The following is a 26,160-nucleotide window of genomic DNA, read 5'->3' on the forward strand; positions in this document are numbered from 1 at the left end:
TTTGAAATGTAATCCTGTCTCTAAAACTATATATCTATTTTAGGAGTCATTCAATAGGGTGAAGAACGAAAAAAGTGAAAAAACGGCTCGATATAAAGCAGCGCCTTTGAACGAAAGCTCAAAGGCGCTACGCTGTATTATTTTGATGAAAGTGGCTTTCAGCTGTGCTGGATATCAATTGTATATACTGCACGATCTGTTATGACCTTCAATCCTTCGTTTTCTTGGTGAATATGAATGTCACCTAATAAAGGAATCTCATAGGCATTTTGCGGAAGCGGTACGTTTCCGTCCTCAGTGAATGTTGTTCCTTCGCCTTCTAAAACGAGCTCTTCTTTCGCAACATAATCATCAGGATGATTCGTACTGCGTATAGCCACTTTTTGAAGGTGGAGAACTATCTGATCCAAGTCTGATATCTCTTCATTATGGGTCAATTCACCTTTTCTAATATCAAGCGTCTGGCCGACTTTTGATTCCAGCCATTGAGAAAGCTGTGTATTCGTGTGTGCCATCAATATTCCTCCTTTTGATCTACACGATACTATTCCCAATTGCTGCATCTTTTACACGGAAAAGAGCCGCCTCACTCTTTATGTATGAAACAATTCGCTGTTGAGAGCCTTGATATAGCGTACGGCAGAACGCTGGACCGCTTCGCCGGCATTTTCTTTGACAACTTTAGAAAAAGCATTGTAAAGCCGGTTGAATTGAAGCGGTTTTACTTTGGCTGCTATTTCTTCAACTTTGGAGGCGGGAAGGGGAATGAGATTTGGGTAGCTGTACATAAAGCTGACCCAGTTTCGGTCCGCCGCAACCGTAATGATATCTCCGGTCAATAGACAGCCTTTCCCTTCATTGCCCTTGCTCCAATGCAAAACAGCACCGCCTTTAAAATGTCCGCCCAGTCGGTAAAGGTCCAGTCCCGGCTTCACGTTGAGCGTTTCCCCTGACCAGAAGTGAATGTGATTGCTTGGCCTTGTCACCCATTCTTTATCATCCTCATGGATATAGATCGGCGCCTGAAACGCTTCAGCCCACTCAACTTGAGTAGAGTAATAATGTGGATGAGACAAGGCGATGGCTTGAATACCGCCTAATTCGTTGATTTGGCCAATTGTCTTTTGGTCAAGATATGTCATGCAATCCCACAGCATATTGAAGCCCTTATGCTGGATAAGATGGGCTGTTTGTCCGATCGCAAACTCTGGTTCAGTTTTGATGCTGTAAAGATGCTCTTCTTCCTTTTTGAGGATGTTTTGAAGGTTTCCTTTCTCAAGCATGTCTTCAAGGGTTGTCCAACTTTGTCCATCGGGATGAATATACTGCCTTTCATCCTCGCAAATCAGACACGAGTTGGGCGGATCTACAGTCTGTGCATGTTGCACACCGCATGTGTTGCAGATATAATATGGCACTTTCTTCACTTCCTTCATCTATTTTCCATTATTTTACCTTATGATTATGAATATTCAAACAAAAAGCCGGCAGTTCTGCTGAGAGAGAATTGCCGGCTTTTGATGATGTTTATTGGCCGGGAACGGAATTTTCTGCGTTGACAGCGCCCGCTCCGTACACATTCGGATCTTCATCTTTCCATTTGTCCGTGCCGTTTTTCAAAAGCTCTTTTACTTCATCAGGGGTAAGATCCGGGTTTTGCTGAAGAATTAAAGCTGCGATTCCTGCGCAAATCGGTGTTGCCATCGAGGTTCCTGACATTGTAAAGTACTGAGACCCTACACGGCTTGACTTTTGGAGCTTATCAATATAAGAATTCGGAGAGCGAAGGGAAATAATATTAACACCCGGCGCTAAAATATCGGGCTTTTCTTTCCCGTATACTGTCGGGCCGCGGCTTGAGAAGGAAGCGACAGTATCATCATCGCTGCTTGCAGTATTGTTATCGTCAAGCGCACCTACTGTAATCACCTTTTCGCTCACGCCCGGGCTTGCAATGGTCTGCGAATCAGGGCCTGAGTTTCCGGCAGCGACACAGACGACAATCCCTGCGCTCCACGCTTCCTCAACCGCTCTGACTAACGGATCTTCCTGTTCATGATCATATCTAAGGGCATCGCCCCCGAGCGACATGCTAATAATATCAATCGGTTCATCGGGGTTGTCCTCATTGTATTGAATACACCACTCAACACCCTCTATAATATCTGCTAACGTTCCTGAACCCTGCTTGTTTAATACCTTTACGCCGATGAGATTGGCTTCCGGTGCAGGGCCGCGGTATTGACCGGAAGAGGATGCGCCGCTGCTTGCGACATCACCTGCACAGTGTGTGCCATGACCATTATCATCGTACGGCTCTGTTTTTTGATTGACCATGTCCGCGAATCCGATAATTCTGCCTTCTAGATCAGGATGCGGGTAGATTCCTGTATCGACAACAGCGACAGTAACACCTTTTCCTGTCAGGGTTTGCCCGTTTCTGACGACTTCCTTCGCATGGCTTGCTTCGGTTGCCGTGTCTAAAAGCGCTTTGACTTCGCGGTTTAAATACACTTTACGGATATTGCTGCATTCAGAGAGAAGGGAATGTAATGCTGAAGGAGTAACCTCGGCGCTGCAGCAGTTGATTTTGTTGAAGCGGCTTTTTAGCTTGCTGCGTTTTTCTTTTTGCAGCACATCTCCAGCCATTTGAAAGCCGGTCTCGTGACAGCCTTCCTCAAATTCGATAATGACTGACATTTTTTTTCTGTTTTGCAATTTGGTTTCGAAAAATTTATGCAAGAAGCAAGGAGTCCATTTGAAGGGCTTGTAAAGCTGCAATACGGTTTCCCGTAACGGCCAATCTAGCTTGTGAGCATTTGCTCTCACCATTTGTACCATAGAGTACCCAAACATGTATTTTCCTCCTATTATAAGGTTCTCTGTATACTCTATGAACAGATGATAGGTTTGGTAAGTTTGTTTGTCCTCTATAAGAGACAGACAAGAGTTTGTTTTTCTGAATCTTTCGCATTAGATGCGATAGATTCAGAAGTTGAGGAAATCATTGGGGATTGAAAAAGAACGTTTGTTCGTATTATAATGTGATCATATCAAACTGGGAAGGGGAGAGCAACCGTATGAATTTCTACTTGCACCGATCTTTGGAAAGCCAAATGCCAATCAGCATTATATATATGAAGAAAGACGGAACGATTAGTAAAAGAACGATTATTGTGAGACAGAAAAGCAAAACGAAAATCAAAGCATTTTGTTTTTCGAAACAACAGATCAGAACATTTTTATTGGACTCTATCCTCTCCTGTGACTTTGTGAGAACAAATAAGCAAAATCTCTATTCTGCAGGCCGGTAACAGCTGTCCGTCTCAGCAACCGGGCAGCCTGTTACTAAAACCCTCCTTGAACCTATATACATTTATTTGCCAAGTGAGGTTGTTCCTACCTTTTATGTCTTTCCTCTCAACCTTTTTTCACTCTTATTTGAAATGAACCGCTAATAACCGTGACAATCAATTGATTTTTTGAAACCGGGAACTTTTTCACTGATGATATTGTGTATACAATGGTAAGATAAAACCTATTGGCTAAACCTCATATAATGAACCGCGCCATTCTTATGAAAGGAGTTAAACATGAGAAGATTTTTACTAAATGTCATATTAGTCTTAGCCATTGTCTTGTTCTTGAGATATGTTCATTACTCATTGGAACCTGAACCATCAAATCAGCCAGATACATATTCAAATTTCAGCAGCTTGGCAGAGAATGAGAGCCCAGCCGATTACGATATTTCATATAATGAGAAAAAAGGAAGCAAAGTCTTAATTATGTCTCCGCATGGCGGAAGAATTGAAGGCGGAGTAAGTGAGCTTGTTCGTTATTTCAATAATGAATACTCTACATACCTGTTTGAAGGGTTGAAGTCCCACGATAACCAAACGCTGCACATTACAAGCACCAACTTTGATGAGCCATTGGCAAAAAAGAAAATCAAGGAGCATCAATATGTGGTGGCTTTTCACGGATATAAAGGAGAGAACAAGAATACGCTTGTAGGGGGAACAGACCGAAAACGGGCTAAAATGATTGTGAGAGCCCTTGAGCGGAGAGGGTTTTCCGCTGAGTTAGCGTCGTCTAAAAGCGGTCTTGCTGGATTGAATGCCGAAAACATTAATAATCAAGGGGAAACGGGGCTAAGTATCCAGCTGGAAATCAGTCGTGAGCAGAGAGAAGCATTTTTTGATGATTTTTATTATAAAAATAGAAAATACACAAAGAACAGTGAATTTTATGCTTATGTCAGTGCGATCAAAGGTGTCCTGGAAAAAGAGTATTCGTAACAAGCAGATCAGAAGACAAAATAAGAGAAGATCAGTAGACTGAAATAGGATAAAAAAGGAGGCAAAACAATGGCAGATCATCATTTTTATTTAAAAGCGAATTGGCCGGGTAACCGCAATGATGTCGGTACGATTGAAAGCGGAAACCTGAACACATCGATTTCCATTCCTAAAGAAATGGATGGCCCGGGAGAAGGGACCAACCCAGATGAAATGCTTCTCGGGGCGGCAGCGACCTGTTACATTATTACACTTGCAGCGATGATGGAGAGAAGCGGGCTGGAAAAAGAAGACTTACAGATGGAGTCAGAAGGCATTGTCGACGTCACAAAAGGAGTCTTTACATACAAAAAGATCATTCACCGTCCCTCTGTCGTGCTTAAACATGATGCTTCAAAAGACGACGTCGCATTGGCGCACAAGCTTTGTAAAAAAGCGGAGTCGTCATGCATGATTTCGCGTGCAATTCAAGGAAATGTCGAGCTGCAGCTTGAGGCCTCTGTGAAACTGGGTGGAGAATAAAGAAAACAGACGGTCACTCACAGGCCGTCTGTTTTTTATCTTCAGCGTGGGCTTTCGATTGATTTAGCACGACCACGCCTGCAATGACAAGCGTGAGACCGAATACACCTTTTAAACTGATGGTTTCGCCAAAAAGCAAAAACCCGACAATTGCTGTAAGTGCGGTACCAACGCCCGACCATGTTGCATACGCGCTTGATAAGTCAATTGTTTTTAAAGAAAAGCTTAGAAACGTAAAAGCAGAAAGAAATCCGACTATGACTCCGGCAATGGGCCAGGCTTGTGTAAATCCTTCTGAAAGCTTCAGCATCGTGCTCCCAAACACTTCAGATACAATGGCGAGAGCCAAATAAAGCAATCCTCTCATCTTCATCACTCCTTTACTGCCAATTAAGTAACACGACCCCTGATAGTAATAAAAGAATCCCGATAAGCCCTTTGGCATTCAGATCTTCCTTGAACCATTTTACTCCGATCACTGTCGTCAGCACCGTGCCCGCCCCGCTCCAAGTCGCATAGGAGAGGCTCAGGGGAATATGGTTTAAAGTCAGGGACAGCATATAAAAGGCGAGGGAATAGCCAATAACGACCAAAGCACTTGGCTTCCACTTTTTGAAGCCATCAGATACTTTCAGCATGGCTGCTCCTATCGATTCCGAACATATGGCAATCGTGAGGAATATATATCCTATCAACATCATGAATTCTCCTCACTATATTTTTAGATTAGAAAAAACTTCAGCTAGAAAAATATTAGTGTATGCCTATGTATGAGTCAAGAGATTCATTTTCACACACTTAAAAAGACCCCTTTTTAAGGGGTCTTTTGCGTTTAATAATAAAAAGGGAACGGGGCATACGGATAATAGGGGTATCCGCCATACAAATAAGGATTAAATAAAGCGCTTCCTATAAGCCCGCCTGCAAGGCCGCCGATAAACGGTCCTCCAAAAAATCCGAATGGCCGGCCAAACCCATAACCAAATCCGGGTCTTCCAAACCCGTAACCGAACCCGAACGGTCTTCCAAACCCAAATGGTCTCCCGAATCCGAACGGCCTTCCAAATATTCTTGTATCTTCAGGGCTGAAATGCTCTAACTCGTTCATGTTTTCTTTCCTCCTGTAATAAAGTGTAGATGATGCAGTGTATTCACCCTGCCCGGATTTGATTGGGCGAATCGAGGAAAAGGAGGATGTGAACACATTGGGCCTGTATCAGTCTGACTGGTCAAAAGCACCGCCCCACGCACATGCTTATCATGTCAAAACAACGAGAGAACAGGGCCATTATCATCTCATCGAAGGGTTTACTCAGCCGGCAAACGGATCAAATACCGATCAGCATACACATTACTATACAGGGATCACTTCATTTGAAAACGGCCATTTTCATCGGTATTACGGAATCTCAGGACCGGCGATTCCCTTAGCAGATGGCACACATTATCATGAAATCGAAGAAACGACGTATCTGGCCTATAACGAGCCGATTGAGATCCAGTACGGAGGGGTTGTGTACGATCCCGGAGATGACAGAAGAAAAACGCATCGTCATACCCTGAAAGGAAAGACAAGGGAAATTGTCGGCAATGAGCCGCTCGGCTGGTAGAAGGATGTTTACCGATGCAAAAAAAGGGCAAAATGGATAGGTGGTTGTCCATGTTGAATGCTATAATGGGGGGAGATTTATAAAAGAGAGTGATACATATTGAATAATACGAAGCAGCCCGTTGTCATTTTAGTCGGACCGACGGCAGTGGGGAAAACCAATTTAAGTATTCAGCTAGCCAAATCCTTAAACGCGGAAATTATCAGCGGAGATTCGATGCAGATTTATAAAGGGATGGATATTGGAACAGCTAAAATTACCGAACAGGAGATGGAGGGAGTGCCCCATCATCTGATTGACATTTTAGATCCCCAAGACTCTTTCTCTACTGCCGATTATCAAAGCTTAGTAAGAAATAAAATCAGCGAGATTGCAAATAGAGGAAAGCTTCCGATGATTGTCGGCGGTACAGGGCTTTATATACAATCTGTGCTTTACGATTATACATTTACGGAAGAGGCAAATGATCCCGTGTTTCGAGAGAGCATGCAAATGGCCGCTGAGCGGGAAGGCGCTGACTTTCTGCATGCCAAACTTGCTGCAGCAGATCCCGAGGCAGCAGCTGCGATTCATCCGAATAATACAAGAAGAGTCATTCGCGCACTGGAAATTTTACATACGTCCGGAAAAACGATGTCCCAGCATTTGAAGGAACAAAAACGAGAACTTCTGTACAATGCAGTGTTAATTGGCCTGACAATGGATAGAGACACGCTTTACGAAAGAATTAATCAGCGGGTCGATATGATGATGCAGTCAGGCCTTCTTCCGGAAGTGAAACGCTTATACGACAAGAACGTGAGAGACTGTCAATCAATACAGGCGATAGGCTATAAAGAGCTGTATGCATATTTTGACGGTTTTGTGACACTTTCCGATGCTGTCGAACAGCTAAAGCAGAACTCGAGGCGGTATGCGAAACGCCAGCTGACGTGGTTTCGCAACAAAATGCAGGTCACATGGTTCGATATGACACCGCCTGTTGATATGGAGCTGAAAAAAAAGGAAATTTTCACACATATAGCAGGAAAACTCGAACTTTAATCGAAACTGTATGATATAGAGAATCAAGGAGGACGAAACATGAAACCGATTAATATTCAGGATCAGTTTTTGAATCAAATCCGGAAAGAAAATACGTATGTCACTGTTTTTTTGCTGAACGGCTTTCAGTTGCGGGGCCAGGTGAAAGGCTTTGATAACTTTACAGTATTGTTGGAATCGGAAGGTAAGCAGCAGCTTATATATAAACATGCGATCTCAACGTTTGCGCCGCAAAAAAACGTCCAGCTTGAACTCGAATAGATCAAAAAATGCCATGTCAAGACATGAGGAAAGGCTGTCGGGGGTTCCCGGCGGCCATTTTTAACATTCATCCACTTTTGCTCCAAGCTTTTTTTTGTAAGCTGACCATGCCAAGGCATGGTCTTTTTTTATGAGAACAACATACGGAAGTAAAAATGGTATATTATGTATAAAATGAATTTGGGAGTGATCGACCTTGTTTGAAAGTGAAGCAGAACTGAGACGAATCAGGATTGCACTTGTATGGATAGCTGTCTTTTTACTGTTCGGGGCGTGCGGGAATCAAGATACCATTATTGAAACAGACAGCGGCAATTCAGACTATGAAACGCCTCAGCCCACCTCGTTTCCACTTGAACATAACCATTTTGGCGTTATGGAGGACGGCTATATCAAAATTTATGAGTATAATGAGTCCCGCAATGAGGTAAAGCTGAAGAAAGAATACGCGGATGATGAGCTTGAATAAAATTCACAAGCATTCGAATTTACAAAGCGGATGCCAGCCGCTAAACTAAATACAGACACAGATCAAACAGAGGGTGAAAACATGAAGCATAAAGTGATCGTGAATCATTGGGAAGAAATTTGCGAAGATGATTCTTGCTATGAATACGGAACAAGTATCATTGTGAACGGAAAAGAATTAGTCAGAGAAGCGTCAATTATCACTGCTTTGAAGGCGGTTTTAGAAGAGATCGGCGCGGATGTTGAAATAGAAGAAACAGTAGAGAGCGAAAAATGCTGTGATAGCTTAAGAAAAAAAAATCTAGACTACTAAGCAGTTTTTTTTCATGTTATGATATACATCGGCTAAAAACGACACCCCGAGTAGGACGAGAGATGATTCTCGTTCTGCTCTCTTTTTTGGGCCCTAATGAGTCTGCCCATTTGCCTGATTTGATCAAAATATGAATTTTTCATAAAAACGAATCTATATATTGTGTTTTTGTTAGAGGGTAGTATACTATATATAGTGTTAGTGATGAGAGATTCATATTTTTTGATAGGTCGTGATAAAACGTGGTACAAATCATATTTGATTCGAAAACAGGGAATGTTCAGCGGTTTGTGAATAAAACAGGCTTTCAGCAGATACGCAAGGTGGACGAAATGGACCACGTGGACACTCCGTTTGTTTTGGTCACCTACACGACAAACTTCGGCCAGGTACCGGCATCAACACAATCATTTCTCGAAAAATACGCCCATCTCTTATTAGGAGTCGCTGCGAGCGGCAACAAAGTATGGGGCGATAACTTTGCAAAAAGCGCCGATACCATTTCAAGACAATATCAGGTGCCGATCTTGCACAAATTTGAACTCAGCGGCACATCTAAAGACGTTGAATTGTTTACTCAGGAGGTAGAAAGAGTTGTCACAAAATCAAGTGCCAAAATGGATCCAGTTAAATAACGAAATCATGATCCAAAAAGATGGGAAATTCCAGTTTGATAAGGATAAAGAGGCTGTACATAGCTATTTTGTAGATTATATCAATCAAAACACAGTCTTCTTTCACGATTTAAAAGAGAAGCTGGATTATTTGGTTGAAAATCAATACTACGAAGAGGAATTCTTAAGCCTTTATTCTTTTGAAGACATTAAAGAAGTGTTTAAGACAGCTTACGCTAAGAAGTTTCGTTTTCCTTCCTTCATGAGTGCGTTTAAATTCTATAATGACTATGCTTTGAAAACGAATGACAAGAAAAAAATCCTCGAGCGTTATGAGGACCGGATCTCAATTGTTGCGCTGTTCTTCGCTAACGGCGACACTGAGAAAGCAAAAGAATATGTAAACCTGATGATCAATCAAGAATATCAGCCGAGCACACCGACATTTTTGAATGCCGGCAGAAAACGCCGCGGTGAACTTGTGAGCTGCTTCTTGCTCGAAGTTAATGATTCTTTAAATGACATTTCAAGAGCAATCGATATCTCCATGCAGCTTTCTAAGCTTGGCGGCGGGGTTTCTCTTAACCTGTCCAAGCTTCGCGCGAAAGGTGAAGCCATTAAAGATGTTGAGAATGCGACAAAAGGCGTTGTAGGCGTCATGAAGCTTCTTGATAACGCGTTCCGTTACGCTGACCAAATGGGACAAAGACAAGGGTCCGGCGCGGCGTATTTAAACATTTTCCACCGCGATATCAATGATTTTCTTGATACGAAAAAGATTTCTGCGGATGAAGATGTGCGCGTCAAAACGCTTTCGATCGGTGTTGTCATTCCGGATAAGTTCGTTGAGCTTGCACGCGAGGACAAAGCGGCTTATGTATTCTATCCGCACACGATTTATAAAGAGTACGGCCAGCACATGGATGAGATGGACATGAACGAAATGTACGACAAGTTTGTCGACAACCCTCGGGTGAAAAAGGAAAAAATCAACCCGCGGAAACTGCTTGAAAAATTGGCGATGCTTCGTTCTGAATCAGGCTATCCATACATCATGTTCCAAGATAACGTCAATAAAGTGCATGCGAATAACCATATTTCCAAGGTCAAATTTTCTAACCTTTGCTCTGAAGTGCTGCAGGCATCTCAAGTTTCTTCATACACAGACTATGATGAAGAAGATGAAATCGGTCTGGATATTTCCTGCAACCTGGGTTCGCTTAACATTCTCAATGTCATGGAGCATAAATCAATCGAAAAGACAGTCAAGCTTGCGACAGACTCTTTAACACACGTGTCTGAAACAACTGACATCCGTAATGCGCCTGCTGTAAGACGGGCAAACAAAGCGATGAAATCAATCGGCCTCGGTGCTATGAACCTTCACGGCTACCTTGCGCAAAACGGCATTGCGTATGAAAGTCCGGAAGCGCGTGACTTTGCAAACACGTTCTTTATGATGGTGAACTTCTACTCCATCCAGCGTTCTGCGGAAATCGCAAAAGAGAAGGGTGAAACGTTTGATCAATATGAAGGCTCAACCTATGCGACAGGTGAATACTTTGACAAATACGTTTCTACTGATTTCTCACCGAAATATGAAAAAATCGCCAACCTGTTTGAGGGTATGCATATCCCGACGACAGAGGACTGGAAAAAGCTAAAAGCATTTGTGGCTGAACACGGTATGTATCACAGCTACAGATTATGCATTGCGCCGACAGGCTCTATCTCATACGTTCAATCAAGCACGGCGTCTGTTATGCCGATTATGGAACGGATTGAAGAACGAACATACGGCAACTCAAAAACGTACTACCCAATGCCTGGGCTTGCATCTAATAACTGGTTCTTCTATAAAGAAGCCTACGATATGGACATGTTCAAGGTTGTGGATATGATCGCCACTATCCAGCAGCACATTGATCAGGGAATCAGCTTCACATTGTTCTTAAAAGACACAATGACGACCCGTGATTTAAACCGAATCGATCTGTATGCACATCATAGAGGAATTAAAACCATTTACTATGCAAGAACGAAAGATACTGGGCAAGACAGCTGCCTTTCTTGTGTTGTTTGATTAAAGGAGAGTTTATAGTGACAAAAATTTATGACGCAGCAAACTGGTCAAAGCATGAAGACGATTTTACCCAAATGTTCTATAACCAAAACGTGAAACAGTTCTGGCTTCCGGAAGAGATTGCTTTAAACGGCGATCTTCTCACATGGAAGTACCTCGGAAAAAATGAGCAGGATACTTATATGAAGGTACTGGCCGGACTTACGCTTCTTGATACAGAGCAGGGGAATACGGGGATGCCGATCGTGGCTGAACACGTAGATGGCCACCAGCGGAAAGCGGTGCTGAACTTTATGGCGATGATGGAGAACGCTGTCCATGCGAAGTCGTACTCTAATATTTTCATGACCCTTGCACCGACTGAAACGATCAATGAAGTATTTGAATGGGTTAAACAAAATAAATATTTGCAGAAAAAAGCGCAAATGATTGTCGGGCTTTACAAAGCCATTCAAAAAGATGATGAAATTTCACTGTTCAAAGCGATGGTTGCTTCCGTCTATCTGGAAAGCTTCCTTTTCTACAGCGGTTTCTATTATCCGTTATATTTCTACGGACAAGGAAAACTGATGCAAAGCGGTGAGATCATTAACCTGATCCTTCGTGACGAAGCGATTCACGGCGTGTATGTCGGTCTCCTTGCTCAGGAAATTTATAATAAACAGACAGAAGAGAAAAAAGCAGAGCTTCGTGAATTTGCGATTGACCTTCTGAATCAGTTATATGAAAATGAGCTTGAATATACAGAGGATTTGTACGATCAAGTCGGACTCTCACACGATGTAAAGAAATTCATCCGCTATAATGCGAATAAAGCGCTGATGAATCTTGGATTTGATCCATACTTCGAAGAGGAAGATATTAATCCGATCGTATTAAACGGATTAAACACAAAAACAAAATCGCATGACTTCTTCTCTATGAAGGGGAATGGCTATAAAAAAGCGACAGTTGAGCCGCTCAAAGATGATGACTTTTATTTTGAAGATGAAAAAGAGCAGATATAATATCTGCTCTTTTCGGCTTGAAGGTTCAAATGAGGAGGACGCAGTACCCATGGGAAAAATGGACGAAATGATTTTAGTTGCCCCGCGCGATAATGTGTTTAAGAAAGAAAGCTTAACCTTCCAGGGCGTGTACAGTGAAGATAGCAGAGTAGCCGAAATCATGGCTCAGATTGAAGCGGCCTATCGTGAAATGAGAAGAGGGGACGCAGAAGAAGATCCGCGTTTCAAGCAGCCGATACCTTATGTCGTCATTAAGCGTGAAGATGAAGTTTTTCTTTACGAGCGGCTGGCTGGCGGCGGTGAATCACGACTGCACAACAAGCTTTCTCTCGGCTTTGGCGGTCATATGAACGCCATCGAAGGGGCAGCTTCATTTGCTGAAGTCTTAAAGCTGAACACAGACCGTGAGCTTGAGGAAGAACTGCAAATAAATGAAGAAGATAAACAGGCGATTGTCACACTGGGATTGATCAATGATGATGAAAACAGTGTTGGCAAAGTGCATATCGGAATTCTTTCTGCGCTTCAATTAAAGCCTGGCGCACAAGTGGAAGTGAAGGAGAAAGAACAAATTGCGGGTAAATGGATGAAAGTTTCTGAATTAAAACAGGATGACATCTACAACCGTCTGGAAACATGGTCACAGTTTGTTGTCGATATCCTTGAATAAAAAAACCCGGTTTCTCGTGATGAGGAGCCGGGTTTTTTTATGAGACGCTCGTCCCCGTCTCGGCTATGATTCTAGGATCACAATAGCGTCAAAGCCGGCATTTTTCGCTCTGGCAGCCAGGGTGTCTGCATTGTCTTTGGATGAAAATGCGCCAATCTGCACTTTGTATAATCCGTCCTTTAAAAGGACAATCGAGTCAAAACCTTTGGCTTCGGCTTTACTTGCGAGCGAGTCGGCATTCGCTTTGACTTTAAATGCGCCGATTTGAACCTTATATAACCCTAAGCTGGAAGTCTTTTTAAGGTTAAAGGCTTGCTCCAGCCCGTTTGCATGTCCTCTCGCTAAGCTTTGAATAAAACTGCTCGTTTTCAGCTTATTTGCATCGGCAACGGTATCAATGAAGCCGTTCTCGGTCAAGAGGGCAGGCATTGCCGACTCCCTTAGGACGTGGAAGTTCGCCGTTTTTTTGCCGCGATCGGCAAAGTCGACAGCTTGTATCACTTCAGAGTGAATTGCCGATTGATAAGTCGTCGTCGGGGCTCCTACACCTGGATAAATATAGCTTTCAAAACCTGTGCCTCCCCCGGAATTAACGTGAATGGACAAAAAGAAATCTGCTCCCCAGTTATTTGCGGCATTTGTCCGGTCGTTTAAGCTGACATATTGGTCGCTTGTCCGGCTCAGCAGCAAAGAAACGCCTTCATATTCATTAGTTAATATCGTACGTAAGGCTAAAGCGATTTGCAGGGTTAACGTTTTTTCCTGAAGGCCATTACCTGTTGCGCCTGGATCAGACCCGCCATGGCCAGGATCAATAAAAATTTTAACCATTTTTCATCACCTCATTACAGGATATGAAAAAACACGGCTTCTGCTTGTACGATTATCATTCAACTGAAAAATGAGGAAATAACCCTTTCACACCGGGAATTATTTCTCGGGAAAGCGCACAATTCAACATGAAGCGACAACAGATACGGCCCGACATGAAATATGTGCATACGCCATATGTTTGTTTTTACTATGGGTTCGGTTAACCTGCACTGATTCCTGCTGATTTTAAGCTTTACGTTCATAAGCATTTGAAACGTAAATTGATGAGAAAAGCTCCTTTCATTAAAGACACCACTTTATAAATCGAAAAAAAGAAAAACACTTCAGGTATCTTACGGCGGGTAATACGCTTCGTACAAAAAACAGCCCGTTACATGAAAAAAGGATTGGCGAATGGGGATAATAATGAGAAAAAGAAGCTCACTATAATACTCTGACAAAATGATTAAAAACAAAATCTCATGGTTTGTCCACCCCATGTCCGTGAATACAATAAGAAATAAAGTATTTCTCAGGAAAGCGCAGGATTCCTTATTGTTCCCGAAAAAAGCAATTGTTTCGACACATGATAGGCGTTTGTCACAATCGGCATCCGCTTGAATATGATATAGAGAGAACAGAGAGGTGAAGATGTTGGAGCGCGCTGTGACTTATAAAAACAACGGACAGATCAACATTATTCTGAACGGGCAAAAGCAGGTGCTGACGAATGCTGAGGCAGAGGCGGAATATCAGGCTGCATTGCAAAAAAACGAAGCAAAGCACGGCATTTTGAAGGAAATCGAAAAAGAGATGAGCGCATTAGTTGGGATGGAGGAAATGAAACGCAACATCAAGGAAATATACGCCTGGATTTTTGTGAACCAAAAACGCGCGGAGCAAGGCTTGAAGGTTGGAAAGCAAGCGTTGCACATGATGTTTAAAGGAAATCCGGGAACGGGAAAAACGACGGTTGCACGGCTCATCGGCAAGCTGTTCTTTGAAATGAATGTCCTGTCAAAAGGCCACTTAATAGAAGCGGAGCGGGCTGACCTGGTCGGGGAGTATATCGGACACACCGCCCAAAAGACGAGAGATTTAATCAAAAAGTCATTAGGTGGCATTTTGTTTATAGACGAAGCCTACTCGCTGGCAAGAGGCGGCGAAAAGGACTTTGGGAAAGAAGCGATCGACACACTTGTCAAGAACAAGGTTTTAACTTTTATGTCACTTCTCAACTCGATATCCCTCAGCCTCAACGTCAGTATAAATACGTATGGCAACAATATTTAGAGCGATTTAATGAGATCAAAAAAATGCACTTTGAAGAGCTTAAAACTGTAGGAGAGATTTCTAAGGAACTAAATATCTCAGATTGGATTATTTTAGATTTATTTAAATCACAAAATGTGGACAAGCTTTCATTTCAGGAATTGTCTAAGCGTAGACGAACTAAGGACTTTGCTTTTCTTTATGATCTACATTTCAATAAGAAAATGAGCCTGAAGGAAATTAGTCGAGCTTTCGATTATTCTCCACCTTATATCCGTCAAGTTTTTAAGGATCAGGGAATTAAATACTTAACCTTTAAAAATCAGTATAAAAATTGAATTTGATTCTACATCTAGTTTTTGCTTTATCGGATATGTCTGTATATAATAATTAATTCTAAATAAAATGGGTATTTTATTTAAACCCAAAAGCTGCTTGAATACATCCTAAATTTAAAGTATCCTGTATATGTATCATAGTTGGTATATCAGCCACTATAGGCCAGAGAGTTTCCTCACATACTCTCTGGCTTTTCTTCTAAGATAAGCCTCAAGTAAATTAACATCATCGCCTGTTTTAATTTCCATCACAAATTTGATGAAACTTTCCGAATTTTAAAGCGTATAGTCTTTGAGAATCATTACATAGCCCATAGGAGGTAATACCATGATTGAGTTTTGGGAGAACAGTGAATATGATCCTTTTAGGTTAAAAGACATCAGTGAAGATGAAATAAAAAAGGTTGAAAAAAAGTTAAACTTAACTTTGCCTGAACAATATAAAAAATTGATCATTCAACAAAATGGTGGATTGATTAATTTTAATGCGTTCCCAACAGATCAGGAAACATCTTGGGCTGACGACCACATTGAAGTTGATCATATAAGAGGAATAGGAAAAGATTTAGGTATATTAGAGAGTGAATACCTAATAAAAGAGTGGGGTCTACCACAAAGATTATTGTTAATACAAGGGGATGGACACAATTGGGTTGCATTAGATTATCGCCTAACTAATGAAAATCCACCTGTTCATTACTTTGACCTTGAATTAAATAATGACTTTAAGATTGCAGATTCATTTGATGAATTTTTATCAAAGTTATACACACATGAATATGAAGAAGATCAAGAAGACGAAAATTTAGACTTTGATGAAATTCGTAGCATTGATCCAAATGATCCAGATGCTATTCAGAAGGAAGAAGTCGAAAAAATTCTTGCTAATAAGAACCCTATGGAGATTCATAGGATTTCTCTTTTTCCAATCCAAAGTGTTGAAGACCTAAAATGGTTGCTGAACATTATTAAACATAATTCCTTAGGGGCACGAGGTGACATGGCTTTTGAATTGGCTGACGTATTGATGTCAGTTGTTTCATCATACTCACACCAAATAAAGTCGAATAATTTAAAATCTGTCGTACAAGAAGCTGCTCAAGAGTTAGGAAAGTCTAAAAACGAAGATACTGAGATTATACTAGATCAACTTAAAGACTTTTTGTAAAATAAGTATTATTTTCCTCTTTTTGTTTATTTTTAACATCATTTGTACTAGAATGGAAGTGTGTTAAAAATCCTAAAGAAAAGAGGGAATTAATGAAAAGCTATCAAAAGATTTTGAGTGTCGTTTTGAGTTTGCTTCTGCTGCTAACTTTTGTATTGCCGAACTTTGCTGAAGCGCAGTCAATTGAACAGCCGGTTCAACCTGGAACAGAAGTTCAAGGATCAGAAGAGAATCCGGTTGATTCCGAGTATGAAGAGTATGAGGATGACTTTAACTACGAAGAGGATACATACGAAGATTACTCTGATGTTTCGGAAGATTCGTATTATGATAATTTAGCAGATGCTCCTGCCTATGAAGACGAGAATTTATTAGAAGATGGAGCTACTGAAGAGGAAATCATTGAAGACGGAAGTGTTCCTGATAGTGAATTTGAAGAGAATGTTGTAACTCCGACTGAAAGCGCCACTGAACCAGAAACTGACGATGTAGGTGAGGATGAATCTTATCATGCTCAATGGGTTTGGTTAATTCCGCCTGCAATTGCTGTAGTTAGTCGTGTCGGTGGTAAGCTTTTAGTCAAACAAACGTTAAAGTCAACTACGAAGAAAATTGCAGTCAGAAATGGTAAGCTCGCAGGAAAGAAACACCCTAAGACTGGAGTGAAATTTAATTCTAAAGGTTTTCCTGTTTTCGCATCTAAATACAATTACAATCTCCCTATGAGTCTAATTAAATCTTCAAATGGTACTCAGTTTAAAAATGCAAACGCCTCTTTGAAGAAGGCAATTAATACTTGGGAGCATGCGAAAAAATTCAATAAGTATCAGATTCAAGATATTAAAAATGGGAAAACTCCACGAGGGTATATATGGCACCATCACGAAAATACAGGCAGATTGCAATTAGTAAATAGAACTATACATGAAAAAACCGGACATACAGGTGGTAAATCTATCTGGGGTTCTCTATAAATCATTCCTCTCCTCTATTTAGAGGAGGGGTTTTTATATCACATGCTAAAAAAAGAAAGCCACAAAGGGCTTTCAATTAGCGTTCACATGCATAGTTGTCATGATCCCTGTCCATCTTAGATTGGTAAGCAGGGTGAGAGCTAGGTACTCCATTCGGATATTTCTTTCTTAACTCTGTACAATTTTTAAACGTTTCTGTTTCTCCAGTTGACGCTGAAGATGCTTCTTTTTCAGTTGTAGTCGAAGTTTCACTTGATGCCTTTGGAGTAGTAGGCTGTTTAGCTGCCGGTTTAGATGTTGTTGCTTTTTTAACTGCAGTGGTTTTCTCTTTCACACAGCCATTAAATCCTCGGTCGGTCACATATCCATTCTTGCTCCAGATTGAAAGCTTCTCTGATTTTGCTTCCTGCTCGTCTTTCTTAAATTGGTCTATGTATTTTGTGTTAGGCTCATATACATATGCTACTCTGGCCAATCCCTCTTTCAATAATGTCTCTTGAACAGATTTGCCGTCAACATAAACGTATGCTAACAGTCTTCCATACTTATCTCTGCGATCGCCTTTATCAAATTCCAGCTGTAGCTTACCGCTGTTAACCAATTCTTTATTTCGCTTAGAAGCATCTTCACCGTATGGTTGAACACAAGAATTTGGTTTCTTAGTTTCAGGTGTATCAATGAGCAAGTAGCGAACTGTGTCTACATTTCCGTTGTAGGTAACTTTAATTGTGTCACCATCAACAGCTCTATCTAGAGTAACATCGACCAATTCCTTTTTGTCTTTTTCCTTAGACTTGTCAGCAGTTTTTTCTTTAGTAGATTCCTTTTGTTCTGTTTTCTTTTCTACATCTGTAGAAGCTTGTGGTGTTTCTTTTTCTGTGCTTACTTTTTCAGAATCATTTGAGCTGCAGGCTGCCAATGATAAGCTCAAAGTGAATGCTGCAAAACCTAATAATACTTTCTTCAACTTCATTTCCCCTTTTAGAATGTTTGTTCTCTATTTATATCGGTAAACCATCAATAATTATAATCCTATATCCAATTATTGTGAATTTAATTTTTCCTTAATATCATTGCATTTCCCTTTAAAACTTCTAGGCGCATGTTAAAATTTCACTGAATTCATAGTCAAAAGGGGAATGTTTTTATGCTTGGAATCAACGTTGAAAAATTAAATGAAAACATAATTATCAATTGGCAGCTATCCAGAATTGAAATTCCAATCAAAGAAATCAATAATGTATTTCTTGATCCAAACTATGGGGGAGAGGAAAAAAGTGCAGTAAGGATTGGATTTCCTTATGGCTCTACGGATAGGGTAGTGATTAAAACAGCAAATAACACTTACATTTTGTTCACCACTAATGCTGCTTCTATTATGAGTAAAATTGTTTCCTAATAACCAAGTGATGTCCTATTAGTAATGCTTTCCTTATAGCTGTATGACATGGTAAAATCTAGATAATTGTTGATAGGGGGATGGGATATGGAAGAAGGCAAACTTATTCATTTGACACTTGCTGGTATTAAAGAAGCTGTTTCTAAGTATGGCACTTTTCCAATGATTCAACCAGGTGGTTTCGTATTAGAAGATGCCACATTTGAATTTAATGAACCTGCAACAGAAGAAGAAATTAGAAAATTAGAATCACATTTCAATGTAAGTTTACCCAAAGATTATAAGGAGTTCCTAGCTCTACATAATGGTTTGGAATTTCTTGATGGAATCGAAATACTCAGTATTGAAGATGTTATGAAATACAATGAAACAGAAGACCTACCAGAAAAGTGTTTTTTGATTGGATATCATTTTGATGGAAGGTATGTTATAGATTCAAATAGATATGAAAAAGGGGACTTAAATTACCTATTTTATTTGGATTCGATTGATCATTTTGATGAAGCAGTGGATTTAAAAGCGAATTTTGAAATTTGGTTTGATCGACTTTTAAGTTCGAACGGAAATAAGTACTGGGAAGTTGAAAGAGATGTTAAAGCTTATTATGAAAATATAGATGAGTAAAGGACTCTGATTAAAGTCCTTTACTACTTTTAATTAATAAGAAGCCCACCATGGATTGACCTCTGTTCTATGGAAGCTCCGATCCAAAGGAATTAAATTCCCAGTCATATTTCCGCCACCGTATTCCCTTGGAAGTTGATGGTGGATTTCAAACTTAGTCCAAGTTTTTTTGCCATATTTCTTATCGTACCAATTTCTATACGCTGTACGTTCTTTATTTCCCCATTTAACTCTTTTTTCAGAAGGAATCTTTTTCCAGAAAACATGTGATGGTGCTAATAGATTTAATCCCGATTGTTTGTCAGTATAGACAGGGAAGAACATGCCTTTTTTGTTTGTAAGGTATAGGCCTTCTGTCCAAGTTAAAGTTCTAATGGAAGGGGGTCTTCCTGCCCAAGTTGCGATAGCACTTCCTGAATACTTCCAAAAGGCTGAAGCATTGACATTAAGCAGTTGATGTACTTCCGCACCTTTTTTTATTTGACCTGCAACGAAAGTTTTTCTTATTACGTGAGGGCATGTAAATTGTTTGTTGTAATAACCACTTTTACATAGAGCTTGTTGAACTTCAAGAGTTGCAGGAGGTGTTCCAACAACTTTTGTAACCTCTACTCCATGAATTACTTTATTGACCTTTCCACCTAAAAAAGTATGACCGAGATAAACTACATTCCCAGCTTTCTTTTCAAGGGTTTTTCGTTGGTTCTCACTTGTAACGTTTCCTGATGAAAGTTTGTTTCCTTGTTTGTCGTAGGCTATATATGTTTGATAGGAATCTGTTACATCAAGCCCTTCTTCTTTTGCAATTTTAGCAAGTTTGCTAGAGGTGCCAGTAATCTCTTTTTTGGGACTTGTTTCACTGAATTGCTTTATTCCATTAACTGAAGAAATACGTTGGGTAAGGTCGATTCCTTGGATGCTTGTTTTGTCAGATGATTCACTTGCAGCTACTTTCTTTTCATGTGTGAAGAGTCCAGAAAGAAGTAAAACAACAGTTAGAGCGGTTAATCCAAAGCATTTTAAAAACTTTTTCATAAACAATCATCTCCTTTTTCTGTGTTATTAACAAATGAATAATCAACGAGTGTTAAATTGTTGCAAATAATTACATATTATCCCACCTCCAGACAGGATCATATCAAATGACCTAAAAAATTACAATTGATTTTTAGAGAGTTAAGAAATATTTAAAGTTGTAAATTCCTAGGTTAATTGGTTGTGTACTAGGTGATGGCATGGGGATTTGTGGTAAAATTTATATAGAGTAAGCTTGAAAGGAGAATGAGATGAAGGTATTTGAGGCTGATTCATTACTCTTTGAGGCCGATAAAAGAACCAAAGAGTATAAGGAACTAAGGTCGCAAATGGTGAAGCTAAGAAAAGCTTTTCAAAACGTAGCTAACCTAGATGACAGTGAGTTTTCAGGCAAGGGTGCTGACAACATTAAAGCGTTTTATCATGATCATGTCGGCGTAACAGACCAATGGATTGATTTAATTGACATGAAAATTGCTTTCCTTACAAGTATCTCTGGAGTTATAGAGGAAGCCAGCTTGTCAGATGCATACGCCGAGGAGTCTTTTTTAGAGCATGAACTTGCAAATGCATATAAAAAATCAGAGGCTATTATGTCCGAACAGAAGAAAGCAATGAAGGACATTCTGAACGATATTGACGATATCCTACCACTTAATTTGTTTTCAACAGAAAACTTTAAAGATGAACTTGCCAGTGCAGATAAGAAACGTGAAAAAACAATTGATAAAATTGTAGAAGTAGATGATGATTTAACAACTGAATATGCACTAACTGAGCATAACGAACAATTCATTCAGCAAGATTTTAAAAAGCTGCAGGAATCGACAGGGAGAGGGAAAAACGCCACTCCGATTCACTATAACGCTAAAGCGTACAGAGAAAGTGACATACATAAGAAAAAAGCCGATATTGAAAAACGTACAGAAGCTTATTTGACGATTAAGAAGAAGGAAGAAAAAGACCGAGAGATTGAAAAACTGAAAGAAAGACTAAAGAATTACGACTATGCAGATGCCGATGAATTCTATTCAATGGCCAAAACAATTGGGTATGAAAATCTAACAGCAGATCAACAAAGATATTTCACACAGATTGAAAACACACGGGAGCTAATGGCCGGAGCCAAAGGTACTGTTACAGCTCTTTATGATATGACAGCTGAAACATTAGACTATATGGCACACAATCATCCTGTCGACATGCTTATTAATTCTGCAGTTGCAGTTTATCACTATGATTCCACGTTTAACTCAATTAAAGATGCGATAATAACCTCCTATGTTAGAGACGTAAAGAACGGAGACACAGAATCAAAGGCTCATTGGTTTACATATGCAGCAGTAAACATCTTTGGCTTAAAAGGTGCTGGTTCAGTTGCCAAAATAGGAGTGAAAACAGCAGGAAAAGCTGCAGTCAAAAAAGTGTCTAAAAAACTAGATGAAACTCCTGATCCACTAACAGCAATCAAACCGTTTGTCATGCGAGAAGATGTTGTTGTAGCAGGCGGCATGCCTTATAATGTCATCAATGATGTGAGCGCAAAAGACAGGCTGCTTCAGCTTGCTAAAAAATTAGATGAAAGCAGAAAGCCATTTACTGGTCAGAAAGTAAATGTCCCTTGGTTAAATAAAGAGAAGTATGGTGCCTTTGAGGTTAAGGGTAAGGTAAAAGTAAAAGGAAACATCAAAGATGTAAGCAGAAGAGTTTATACAATGAAAGATATCGACATTAATCAAAAAGATCGTAAAGGCCGAACAAACCTTGAATTAATGAAAGACGGTAAGGCACCTCTAGCCAAAGACGGTACAAAAATCAATTTGCACCATTTAATTCAGGAGGAACCTGGAAATATGGTTGAAATTCCAAACAGTTTACACACAAAATATAGTGAGATCATACATAAACTTAAAACTGATGGAGAGAGTTTTAGAAATAATCCAGAATTGAAAGTTCAATATGAATATTTTAGAGCGAGATATTGGAAATGGAGAGCCACTCAATATACAGAGTAAGAGAGGTTGGGAAAAATGGAACTATACACGCAAGTGGAACAGTTTTTAAATGATAATGCAAAAGAAAGAGATTTCACAGGAGGAATTGGAGAAGACAAAATATCTAAAATAGAACAAGATCTTAAAGTGAAACTTCCGGAGAGCTATAAATGGTTTCTGCGGAACTATGGTTCTGGGGGAGTTTATGGAATTGATATTCTAGGCTATGATTTTGGAGGCCCATCAGTTGTTGAATATACCAACGAGTATCAAGAACACTATAACTTAACCGAAGGTCTTGTTGTAATAGAGGATGTTGATTACTTTGCATATTGTCTAGATACCAACAAGATGAAAAATAAAGAATGTCCTGTATTTACGTGGGATAGAGTAATTGGTTACCAAGAAGTCGTGGCGGATAATTTCATTGAATTTTTCTTTGATAAGCTCCAAAGAATGAAAGAAAACTGGGAAGAAGATGAAGACTGGGACGATTAAGCAAAAGTATTGCAATTGATGATTAAGCTCTTGCTAAGAGACTTTTCTTCGATTACGAGTTTGGCGTAGTAATAAATTAGGGGCAGTTTTATGTGGATAAATTTATTAGAGGAAATTCGAAAAACTGAAGCAAAGTATGGAGATGAATTAAATTCTCCTGTTACAGACCAAGAAATAAGAAATTTTGAAGAAGCGGTATTAGGTAAGTTCCCTGTAAATGAAATTCCTTCAGGATATAAAAAATTCCTTCAAACTGTAAACGGATTAGATTTTAATGGCTTGGTAATCTATGGATTGGATCAAGAATTACTGAGAGAAGAAAATGATGAAGAAGTTTATGGTTTTATTGAAACGAATGAACAGTGGCACGAAAATGATGAGCAGAAAAAATATCTGTTTTTTGGTGACTCAGATACAGCTTGGTATTGTTTAGAGTGTAATTCAGAATGAATACTTAGAGCTTGATAAACCCTCTGGAACACTGATGAACAAATTTAATGATTTTAACGCCATGCTAGCTGATGCATTGAAAGTTAGTTTAGACAATTAAACAAAAGTATTGCAATTGTTCATTGCTAAAGATGTGCAATGCGGAGGGTTTTAAATGAGCTTCACTAAAATCGAACAAAAGTTGAAAGAGTTTCGATTGATGCTGGCAGATATCCTAGCATTAATACAAATGAACAACTCAAAGAAATTGAAATGAACATAGGTAATCAATTACCTTCAGATTATAAGGACTTTTTGAAGAAATATGGAGGATGTTATTTAAGTAAAAAACAACAGATGAGATTGAGTATGACGTTTGCTATAAACCTTTAGAGAAAGATCCTTGGATGGGCAAGGGCGATGATACACAATTGTTAGAAGGTTTTTATGGTTTAGCGAACGATCATAACAGTCTTCAGAAAGCAATCGATACATATTCTGATCGCTTTCCTAGAAATATTATTCCTATCGCAAGCTCTGCAGGCGGGAATGAAATATGCATGGATATCGATAATGGAAAGATATTGTTTTGGGATCATGAATTAAGTCATCCCGACAAAGACTTTTTCTTAATTGCCAATTCGTTTGAGGAGTTTGTCTTCAGTTTAGTTGATGAACCAATTGAAGCTGATAAAGAAGATGATGGAATTCTGTATATTGAATTAGATGATGACTTACTAAGCAGTTAAGAAAGTGTATGGAAATAACTGGAGGAAAAGTTAAAATGGCAGTTAGTTATTGGACAGGGGAGAATCTTACACTGCGAGCAATTCAACCTGAAGATATCGTTATATTTGATTCGTTAGATGATGAAATTCTGCGAAATATGGACTCGCTACATTTTCCTCGTTCAGCTAATAACATGAGAGAATGGGTAGAAGAACAATTAGAAAAAGATGAATTCCGTTTTATTGCAGTTGATAGTGATAATAATATAGTAGGTATAATTGAAACCTTTGACTGTGATAGGAAAAATGGTACCTTCGGTTATTATTTGGCTGTATTCGAGCCATATAGGGGAAAAGGATTTGCCAAAGAAATGATCTTGATGGTTCTTCGCTTTTTCTTTTTGGAACTTGCTTATCAAAAAGTAAATACAACTGTTTATTCTTTTAATAATCCATCCATACGATTACATGAAAAATTAGGTTTCATGAAAGAGGGACAACTAAGAAAGATCATTTTCACTAAAGGTGCCTATTATGATGGTTTTTGCTTTGGAATGACAAGAGAAGAATTTGAACTGAATCATGGATAATATCACTTGTGCATCGATAAAGTACTGGATTCCAATAAAATAATGGTTTTAACCACAAAGCAATAGTATTGCAAATACCATTTCTATATGGTTATAATTAGGGTAATGATACAAATAATTATTTATTGCATTTTGATTTGTGGAAATGCATAAAATAAAAAAGACCTGGGGTGCGCTAACACCCACTGGTCATTGTTTGTACAAAAAGCTGCCCATCAAAGGGCTTGCTCGTTGTCAAATCTGCGTAGGCCTAACCCTTCAGGTGTCCAAACTCAAGGGAAGGTCTATTTTTTCTTTTGGCTTGACGTTACAATCATCATTATATTGAAGATCAACAAGACGGTATTTAATATCAATCCGCCAAAATTGATCATTATCATTAATGATTCGTAAACAGTCATTTTCCCACCCCCTTTCTTAGGGGATGAGCAAGATTCCCTTGAGTGAGCAAACTTAATGTACAGGAAATATTATACTATACATAAATGTCTTTGTCGTTATAAATTCACAATATATTGACAACGTTAAATGAACTTGCAAAATGCAGGTTCTTTTTTGTTTTCAATTATTAAATCATTTGAGTGATTGTCGATATTTAACATGTGTAAAAATGGAAAAGGTGCTACAATTATAAAAAGATTTGAGAGGATTGTGATTATCGGTGGTAAATGTAAACTCAAGCGATCTTATTTATGATCCAAAATTCTTAGCATTTTGCAGCTTGGCTACAGAAGGATACGGGGGAAATAACTCAGCTCCCAGTAGATCCATTGGTTTTAGTGAATTCTGTGAAAAACTTGAGAAAAATGAAGTAGTTAAACCCGAGAACAAAAAAAGCTCACTTGACCTAAATAATTCTTTAGATTATTGGAAATCAAGATTTAATCCAGGCGGTAATCTTTCGGCGTTAGATTCTCAGGTATTAGATATTATCAAAAAAGCTTACAACTTAGGCATGGTTAACAAAGATAATATGCTGTTGCGAAACGAAGCAGTTAATGCTTACAAAAATTCAATTTGAATTTGAGATAGAGCCCAGCGTAAAAGTGCTGGGCGTTTTTATTTATTAGAGTTATTTGCTTTCAGATACTCTCGATGTTCTTTCTCCAACTTTTCAATATCATCTTTAAATATATAGATCTTATATTTTTTCTTTGCTTCTCTTGACAGATTATGTTCTAAATATTCACGGAGCTTTGTTTCACTTTTGGTTTGATCCATGCCAATTGTAATTGCCGGATCTGTTATTCCAATTTGAAAACTAAATAAACCAAATTCATCCCAAGCACTTTCTAAAACTTCTTCAGGTGCTATTTTGTTTGATTCGATTAAAGTAATACCCGATATAATCAAAACAGGAACTAAAATCAAAAATCCAATTAACCTCTTCTTCATTCACCATCTC

General features: G+C 39.3%; 32 protein-coding genes and 3 pseudogenes. 24 read left to right on the forward strand and 11 right to left on the reverse strand.

The features are described from left to right. Positions 1–158: 158 nt before the first annotated feature. The 3 genes from ACFVP7_RS09860 to aprX all read right to left on the reverse strand — a co-directional run bounded on the left by ACFVP7_RS09860 (position 159) and on the right by aprX (position 2,856). The gene (locus ACFVP7_RS09860; RefSeq protein WP_134981721.1) at positions 159–515 is read right to left on the reverse strand and encodes a hypothetical protein; all 357 of its coding nucleotides are present in this window, start codon (positions 513–515) and stop codon (positions 159–161) included. 78 nt (positions 516–593) lie between these two features. Then, positions 594–1,418 (reverse strand): hypothetical protein, encoded by an 825-nt coding sequence (locus ACFVP7_RS09865; protein WP_338733869.1) that lies wholly within the window; start codon positions 1,416–1,418, stop codon positions 594–596. A 109-nt stretch (positions 1,419–1,527) separates the two neighbouring features. Then, complete coding sequence (gene aprX / locus ACFVP7_RS09870; protein ID WP_396583173.1) at positions 1,528–2,856, reverse strand: serine protease AprX; 1,329 nt, start codon at positions 2,854–2,856, stop codon at positions 1,528–1,530. Between the two features lie 224 nt (positions 2,857–3,080). Between aprX and ACFVP7_RS09875 the strand changes: the two genes are divergently transcribed. The 3 genes from ACFVP7_RS09875 to ACFVP7_RS09885 all read left to right on the forward strand — a co-directional run bounded on the left by ACFVP7_RS09875 (position 3,081) and on the right by ACFVP7_RS09885 (position 4,823). Next, positions 3,081–3,314 carry a hypothetical protein gene (locus ACFVP7_RS09875; protein ID WP_014476869.1) on the forward strand — a complete coding sequence of 78 codons (234 nt, stop codon included), beginning with the start codon at positions 3,081–3,083 and terminating at the stop codon, positions 3,312–3,314. 279 nt (positions 3,315–3,593) lie between these two features. Further along, positions 3,594–4,301, forward strand: coding sequence for a poly-gamma-glutamate hydrolase family protein (locus tag ACFVP7_RS09880; RefSeq protein ID WP_003245758.1), 708 nt, complete (start codon positions 3,594–3,596; stop codon positions 4,299–4,301). Between the two features lie 69 nt (positions 4,302–4,370). Beyond that, a complete protein-coding gene (locus tag ACFVP7_RS09885) occupies positions 4,371–4,823 on the forward strand; it encodes an OsmC family protein (protein WP_232567056.1) in 453 nt (150 codons plus the stop codon). A 13-nt stretch (positions 4,824–4,836) separates the two neighbouring features. On the opposite strand, the gene ebrB is transcribed toward ACFVP7_RS09885, so the two are convergent. The 3 genes from ebrB to ACFVP7_RS09900 form a co-directional block, all read right to left on the reverse strand. After that, a complete protein-coding gene (gene ebrB / locus ACFVP7_RS09890; RefSeq protein ID WP_003245163.1) occupies positions 4,837–5,190 on the reverse strand; it encodes a multidrug efflux SMR transporter subunit EbrB in 354 nt (117 codons plus the stop codon). Between the two features lie 13 nt (positions 5,191–5,203). Next, positions 5,204–5,521 carry a multidrug efflux SMR transporter subunit EbrA gene (ebrA, locus tag ACFVP7_RS09895; RefSeq protein ID WP_015483253.1) on the reverse strand — a complete coding sequence of 106 codons (318 nt, stop codon included), beginning with the start codon at positions 5,519–5,521 and terminating at the stop codon, positions 5,204–5,206. A gap of 134 nt (positions 5,522–5,655) precedes the next feature. Then, the gene (locus ACFVP7_RS09900) at positions 5,656–5,931 is read right to left on the reverse strand and encodes a hypothetical protein (RefSeq protein ID WP_003245252.1); all 276 of its coding nucleotides are present in this window, start codon (positions 5,929–5,931) and stop codon (positions 5,656–5,658) included. Between the two features lie 88 nt (positions 5,932–6,019). On the opposite strand from ACFVP7_RS09900, the gene ACFVP7_RS09905 reads away from it, so the two are divergent. The 9 genes from ACFVP7_RS09905 (at position 6,020) to ACFVP7_RS09945 (ending at position 12,893) form a co-directional block, all read left to right on the forward strand. Beyond that, positions 6,020–6,433 (forward strand): YmaF family protein, encoded by a 414-nt coding sequence (locus ACFVP7_RS09905; protein WP_003231769.1) that lies wholly within the window; start codon positions 6,020–6,022, stop codon positions 6,431–6,433. 99 nt (positions 6,434–6,532) lie between these two features. Next, positions 6,533–7,477 carry a tRNA (adenosine(37)-N6)-dimethylallyltransferase MiaA gene (miaA, locus tag ACFVP7_RS09910; protein WP_021479248.1) on the forward strand — a complete coding sequence of 315 codons (945 nt, stop codon included), beginning with the start codon at positions 6,533–6,535 and terminating at the stop codon, positions 7,475–7,477. A gap of 39 nt (positions 7,478–7,516) precedes the next feature. After that, positions 7,517–7,738: an RNA chaperone Hfq gene (gene hfq / locus ACFVP7_RS09915; RefSeq protein ID WP_003221097.1), complete on the forward strand. Its 222-nt coding sequence runs from the start codon at positions 7,517–7,519 to the stop codon at positions 7,736–7,738. A 196-nt stretch (positions 7,739–7,934) separates the two neighbouring features. After that, complete coding sequence (locus tag ACFVP7_RS09920; protein WP_014479841.1) at positions 7,935–8,207, forward strand: YmzC family protein; 273 nt, start codon at positions 7,935–7,937, stop codon at positions 8,205–8,207. 81 nt (positions 8,208–8,288) lie between these two features. After that, entirely contained in the window at positions 8,289–8,519 is a 231-nt protein-coding gene (locus ACFVP7_RS09925) for a hypothetical protein (RefSeq protein WP_396583174.1), read from the forward strand. Positions 8,520–8,761: 242 nt separating this feature from the next. Further along, positions 8,762–9,154, forward strand: a complete 393-nt coding sequence (nrdI, locus tag ACFVP7_RS09930) for a class Ib ribonucleoside-diphosphate reductase assembly flavoprotein NrdI (protein ID WP_003231758.1) — start codon at positions 8,762–8,764, stop codon at positions 9,152–9,154. After that, complete coding sequence (nrdE, locus tag ACFVP7_RS09935; protein ID WP_014479842.1) at positions 9,114–11,216, forward strand: class 1b ribonucleoside-diphosphate reductase subunit alpha; 2,103 nt, start codon at positions 9,114–9,116, stop codon at positions 11,214–11,216. Before nrdI ends, nrdE begins: the two co-directional genes overlap by 41 nt. A gap of 17 nt (positions 11,217–11,233) precedes the next feature. Then, entirely contained in the window at positions 11,234–12,223 is a 990-nt protein-coding gene (nrdF, locus tag ACFVP7_RS09940; RefSeq protein WP_003231754.1) for a class 1b ribonucleoside-diphosphate reductase subunit beta, read from the forward strand. Between the two features lie 49 nt (positions 12,224–12,272). Further along, positions 12,273–12,893, forward strand: coding sequence for a hypothetical protein (locus tag ACFVP7_RS09945; RefSeq protein ID WP_141949470.1), 621 nt, complete (start codon positions 12,273–12,275; stop codon positions 12,891–12,893). Positions 12,894–12,956: 63 nt separating this feature from the next. Here ACFVP7_RS09945 and cwlC read toward each other — a convergent pair whose 3' ends face one another. Then, on the reverse strand, positions 12,957–13,724 hold the full coding sequence (gene cwlC, locus ACFVP7_RS09950) for a sporulation-specific N-acetylmuramoyl-L-alanine amidase (RefSeq protein WP_032725747.1): 768 nt from the start codon (positions 13,722–13,724) through the stop codon (positions 12,957–12,959). A 633-nt stretch (positions 13,725–14,357) separates the two neighbouring features. On the opposite strand from cwlC, the pseudogene ACFVP7_RS09955 reads away from it, so the two are divergent. The 4 genes and pseudogenes from ACFVP7_RS09955 to ACFVP7_RS09970 all read left to right on the forward strand — a co-directional run. Further along, positions 14,358–14,915: pseudogene (locus ACFVP7_RS09955) on the forward strand (AAA family ATPase); the annotation flags it as partial. 107 nt (positions 14,916–15,022) lie between these two features. Continuing rightward, entirely contained in the window at positions 15,023–15,316 is a 294-nt protein-coding gene (locus ACFVP7_RS09960; RefSeq protein WP_396583175.1) for an AraC family transcriptional regulator, read from the forward strand. Between the two features lie 328 nt (positions 15,317–15,644). Continuing rightward, entirely contained in the window at positions 15,645–16,484 is an 840-nt protein-coding gene (locus ACFVP7_RS09965; RefSeq protein WP_396583176.1) for an SMI1/KNR4 family protein, read from the forward strand. Between the two features lie 92 nt (positions 16,485–16,576). Continuing rightward, a complete protein-coding gene (locus ACFVP7_RS09970) occupies positions 16,577–17,458 on the forward strand; it encodes an HNH endonuclease (RefSeq protein ID WP_101501632.1) in 882 nt (293 codons plus the stop codon). Between the two features lie 76 nt (positions 17,459–17,534). Here ACFVP7_RS09970 and yokF read toward each other — a convergent pair whose 3' ends face one another. After that, the gene (gene yokF, locus ACFVP7_RS09975; RefSeq protein ID WP_396583177.1) at positions 17,535–18,425 is read right to left on the reverse strand and encodes an endonuclease YokF; all 891 of its coding nucleotides are present in this window, start codon (positions 18,423–18,425) and stop codon (positions 17,535–17,537) included. Positions 18,426–18,605: 180 nt separating this feature from the next. Here yokF and ACFVP7_RS09980 point away from each other — a divergent pair, with 180 nt between their 5' ends. Both ACFVP7_RS09980 and ACFVP7_RS09985 read left to right on the forward strand, forming a co-directional pair. After that, positions 18,606–18,857 (forward strand): hypothetical protein, encoded by a 252-nt coding sequence (locus ACFVP7_RS09980; protein WP_396583178.1) that lies wholly within the window; start codon positions 18,606–18,608, stop codon positions 18,855–18,857. Positions 18,858–18,944: 87 nt separating this feature from the next. Further along, positions 18,945–19,481: an SMI1/KNR4 family protein gene (locus ACFVP7_RS09985; protein ID WP_396583179.1), complete on the forward strand. Its 537-nt coding sequence runs from the start codon at positions 18,945–18,947 to the stop codon at positions 19,479–19,481. A gap of 33 nt (positions 19,482–19,514) precedes the next feature. Here the strand turns inward: ACFVP7_RS09985 and ACFVP7_RS09990 are convergent, their stop codons facing one another. After that, positions 19,515–20,516 carry a hypothetical protein gene (locus ACFVP7_RS09990; RefSeq protein WP_250628844.1) on the reverse strand — a complete coding sequence of 334 codons (1,002 nt, stop codon included), beginning with the start codon at positions 20,514–20,516 and terminating at the stop codon, positions 19,515–19,517. 251 nt (positions 20,517–20,767) lie between these two features. Between ACFVP7_RS09990 and ACFVP7_RS09995 the strand changes: the two genes are divergently transcribed. From ACFVP7_RS09995 to ACFVP7_RS10015, 5 genes and pseudogenes are all read left to right on the forward strand, one after another. Continuing rightward, positions 20,768–22,531: a T7SS effector LXG polymorphic toxin gene (locus ACFVP7_RS09995; protein ID WP_396583180.1), complete on the forward strand. Its 1,764-nt coding sequence runs from the start codon at positions 20,768–20,770 to the stop codon at positions 22,529–22,531. A 15-nt stretch (positions 22,532–22,546) separates the two neighbouring features. Next, positions 22,547–23,008, forward strand: coding sequence for an SMI1/KNR4 family protein (locus ACFVP7_RS10000; protein WP_042976288.1), 462 nt, complete (start codon positions 22,547–22,549; stop codon positions 23,006–23,008). A gap of 90 nt (positions 23,009–23,098) precedes the next feature. Next, positions 23,099–23,558, forward strand: a pseudogene (locus ACFVP7_RS10005) (YrhA family protein). Positions 23,559–23,612: 54 nt separating this feature from the next. Beyond that, positions 23,613–24,186: pseudogene (locus ACFVP7_RS10010) on the forward strand (SMI1/KNR4 family protein). Positions 24,187–24,221: 35 nt separating this feature from the next. Beyond that, on the forward strand, positions 24,222–24,755 hold the full coding sequence (locus ACFVP7_RS10015; RefSeq protein WP_085187541.1) for a GNAT family N-acetyltransferase: 534 nt from the start codon (positions 24,222–24,224) through the stop codon (positions 24,753–24,755). A gap of 284 nt (positions 24,756–25,039) precedes the next feature. Here ACFVP7_RS10015 and bsrG read toward each other — a convergent pair whose 3' ends face one another. Then, positions 25,040–25,156 carry a type I toxin-antitoxin system toxin BsrG gene (gene bsrG, locus ACFVP7_RS10020; protein WP_009967548.1) on the reverse strand — a complete coding sequence of 39 codons (117 nt, stop codon included), beginning with the start codon at positions 25,154–25,156 and terminating at the stop codon, positions 25,040–25,042. A gap of 260 nt (positions 25,157–25,416) precedes the next feature. Here bsrG and ACFVP7_RS10025 point away from each other — a divergent pair, with 260 nt between their 5' ends. Continuing rightward, complete coding sequence (locus tag ACFVP7_RS10025; protein WP_041338710.1) at positions 25,417–25,776, forward strand: hypothetical protein; 360 nt, start codon at positions 25,417–25,419, stop codon at positions 25,774–25,776. A gap of 38 nt (positions 25,777–25,814) precedes the next feature. On the opposite strand, the gene ACFVP7_RS10030 is transcribed toward ACFVP7_RS10025, so the two are convergent. Next, on the reverse strand, positions 25,815–26,150 hold the full coding sequence (locus ACFVP7_RS10030; RefSeq protein WP_396583181.1) for a hypothetical protein: 336 nt from the start codon (positions 26,148–26,150) through the stop codon (positions 25,815–25,817). Positions 26,151–26,160: the final 10 nt, after the last annotated feature.

It is taken from the genome of Bacillus sp. SG20033 (assembly GCF_044570195.1).
Taxonomy (GTDB): domain Bacteria; phylum Bacillota; class Bacilli; order Bacillales; family Bacillaceae; genus Bacillus; species Bacillus subtilis.

Excerpts from the sequence above, each read along its gene's own strand:
- ACFVP7_RS09860 (WP_134981721.1), bottom strand. The coding sequence starts at position 515 with ATGGCACACACGAATACACAGCTTTCTCAATGGCTGGAATCAAAAGTC.
- aprX (WP_396583173.1), bottom strand. The coding sequence starts at position 2,856 with ATGTTTGGGTACTCTATGGTACAAATGGTGAGAGCAAATGCTCACAAG.
- ACFVP7_RS09875 (WP_014476869.1), top strand. The coding sequence starts at position 3,081 with ATGAATTTCTACTTGCACCGATCTTTGGAAAGCCAAATGCCAATCAGC.
- ACFVP7_RS09880 (WP_003245758.1), top strand. The coding sequence starts at position 3,594 with ATGAGAAGATTTTTACTAAATGTCATATTAGTCTTAGCCATTGTCTTG.
- ACFVP7_RS09885 (WP_232567056.1), top strand. The coding sequence starts at position 4,371 with ATGGCAGATCATCATTTTTATTTAAAAGCGAATTGGCCGGGTAACCGC.
- ebrB (WP_003245163.1), bottom strand. The coding sequence starts at position 5,190 with ATGAGAGGATTGCTTTATTTGGCTCTCGCCATTGTATCTGAAGTGTTT.
- ebrA (WP_015483253.1), bottom strand. The coding sequence starts at position 5,521 with ATGTTGATAGGATATATATTCCTCACGATTGCCATATGTTCGGAATCG.
- ACFVP7_RS09900 (WP_003245252.1), bottom strand. The coding sequence starts at position 5,931 with ATGAACGAGTTAGAGCATTTCAGCCCTGAAGATACAAGAATATTTGGA.
- hfq (WP_003221097.1), top strand. The coding sequence starts at position 7,517 with ATGAAACCGATTAATATTCAGGATCAGTTTTTGAATCAAATCCGGAAA.
- ACFVP7_RS09925 (WP_396583174.1), top strand. The coding sequence starts at position 8,289 with ATGAAGCATAAAGTGATCGTGAATCATTGGGAAGAAATTTGCGAAGAT.
- ACFVP7_RS09945 (WP_141949470.1), top strand. The coding sequence starts at position 12,273 with ATGGGAAAAATGGACGAAATGATTTTAGTTGCCCCGCGCGATAATGTG.
- cwlC (WP_032725747.1), bottom strand. The coding sequence starts at position 13,724 with ATGGTTAAAATTTTTATTGATCCTGGCCATGGCGGGTCTGATCCAGGC.
- ACFVP7_RS09960 (WP_396583175.1), top strand. The coding sequence starts at position 15,023 with ATGCACTTTGAAGAGCTTAAAACTGTAGGAGAGATTTCTAAGGAACTA.
- ACFVP7_RS09965 (WP_396583176.1), top strand. The coding sequence starts at position 15,645 with ATGATTGAGTTTTGGGAGAACAGTGAATATGATCCTTTTAGGTTAAAA.
- ACFVP7_RS09970 (WP_101501632.1), top strand. The coding sequence starts at position 16,577 with ATGAAAAGCTATCAAAAGATTTTGAGTGTCGTTTTGAGTTTGCTTCTG.
- ACFVP7_RS09980 (WP_396583178.1), top strand. The coding sequence starts at position 18,606 with ATGCTTGGAATCAACGTTGAAAAATTAAATGAAAACATAATTATCAAT.
- ACFVP7_RS09985 (WP_396583179.1), top strand. The coding sequence starts at position 18,945 with ATGGAAGAAGGCAAACTTATTCATTTGACACTTGCTGGTATTAAAGAA.
- ACFVP7_RS09990 (WP_250628844.1), bottom strand. The coding sequence starts at position 20,516 with ATGAAAAAGTTTTTAAAATGCTTTGGATTAACCGCTCTAACTGTTGTT.
- ACFVP7_RS09995 (WP_396583180.1), top strand. The coding sequence starts at position 20,768 with ATGAAGGTATTTGAGGCTGATTCATTACTCTTTGAGGCCGATAAAAGA.
- ACFVP7_RS10000 (WP_042976288.1), top strand. The coding sequence starts at position 22,547 with ATGGAACTATACACGCAAGTGGAACAGTTTTTAAATGATAATGCAAAA.
- ACFVP7_RS10015 (WP_085187541.1), top strand. The coding sequence starts at position 24,222 with ATGGCAGTTAGTTATTGGACAGGGGAGAATCTTACACTGCGAGCAATT.
- bsrG (WP_009967548.1), bottom strand. The coding sequence starts at position 25,156 with ATGACTGTTTACGAATCATTAATGATAATGATCAATTTTGGCGGATTG.
- ACFVP7_RS10030 (WP_396583181.1), bottom strand. The coding sequence starts at position 26,150 with ATGAAGAAGAGGTTAATTGGATTTTTGATTTTAGTTCCTGTTTTGATT.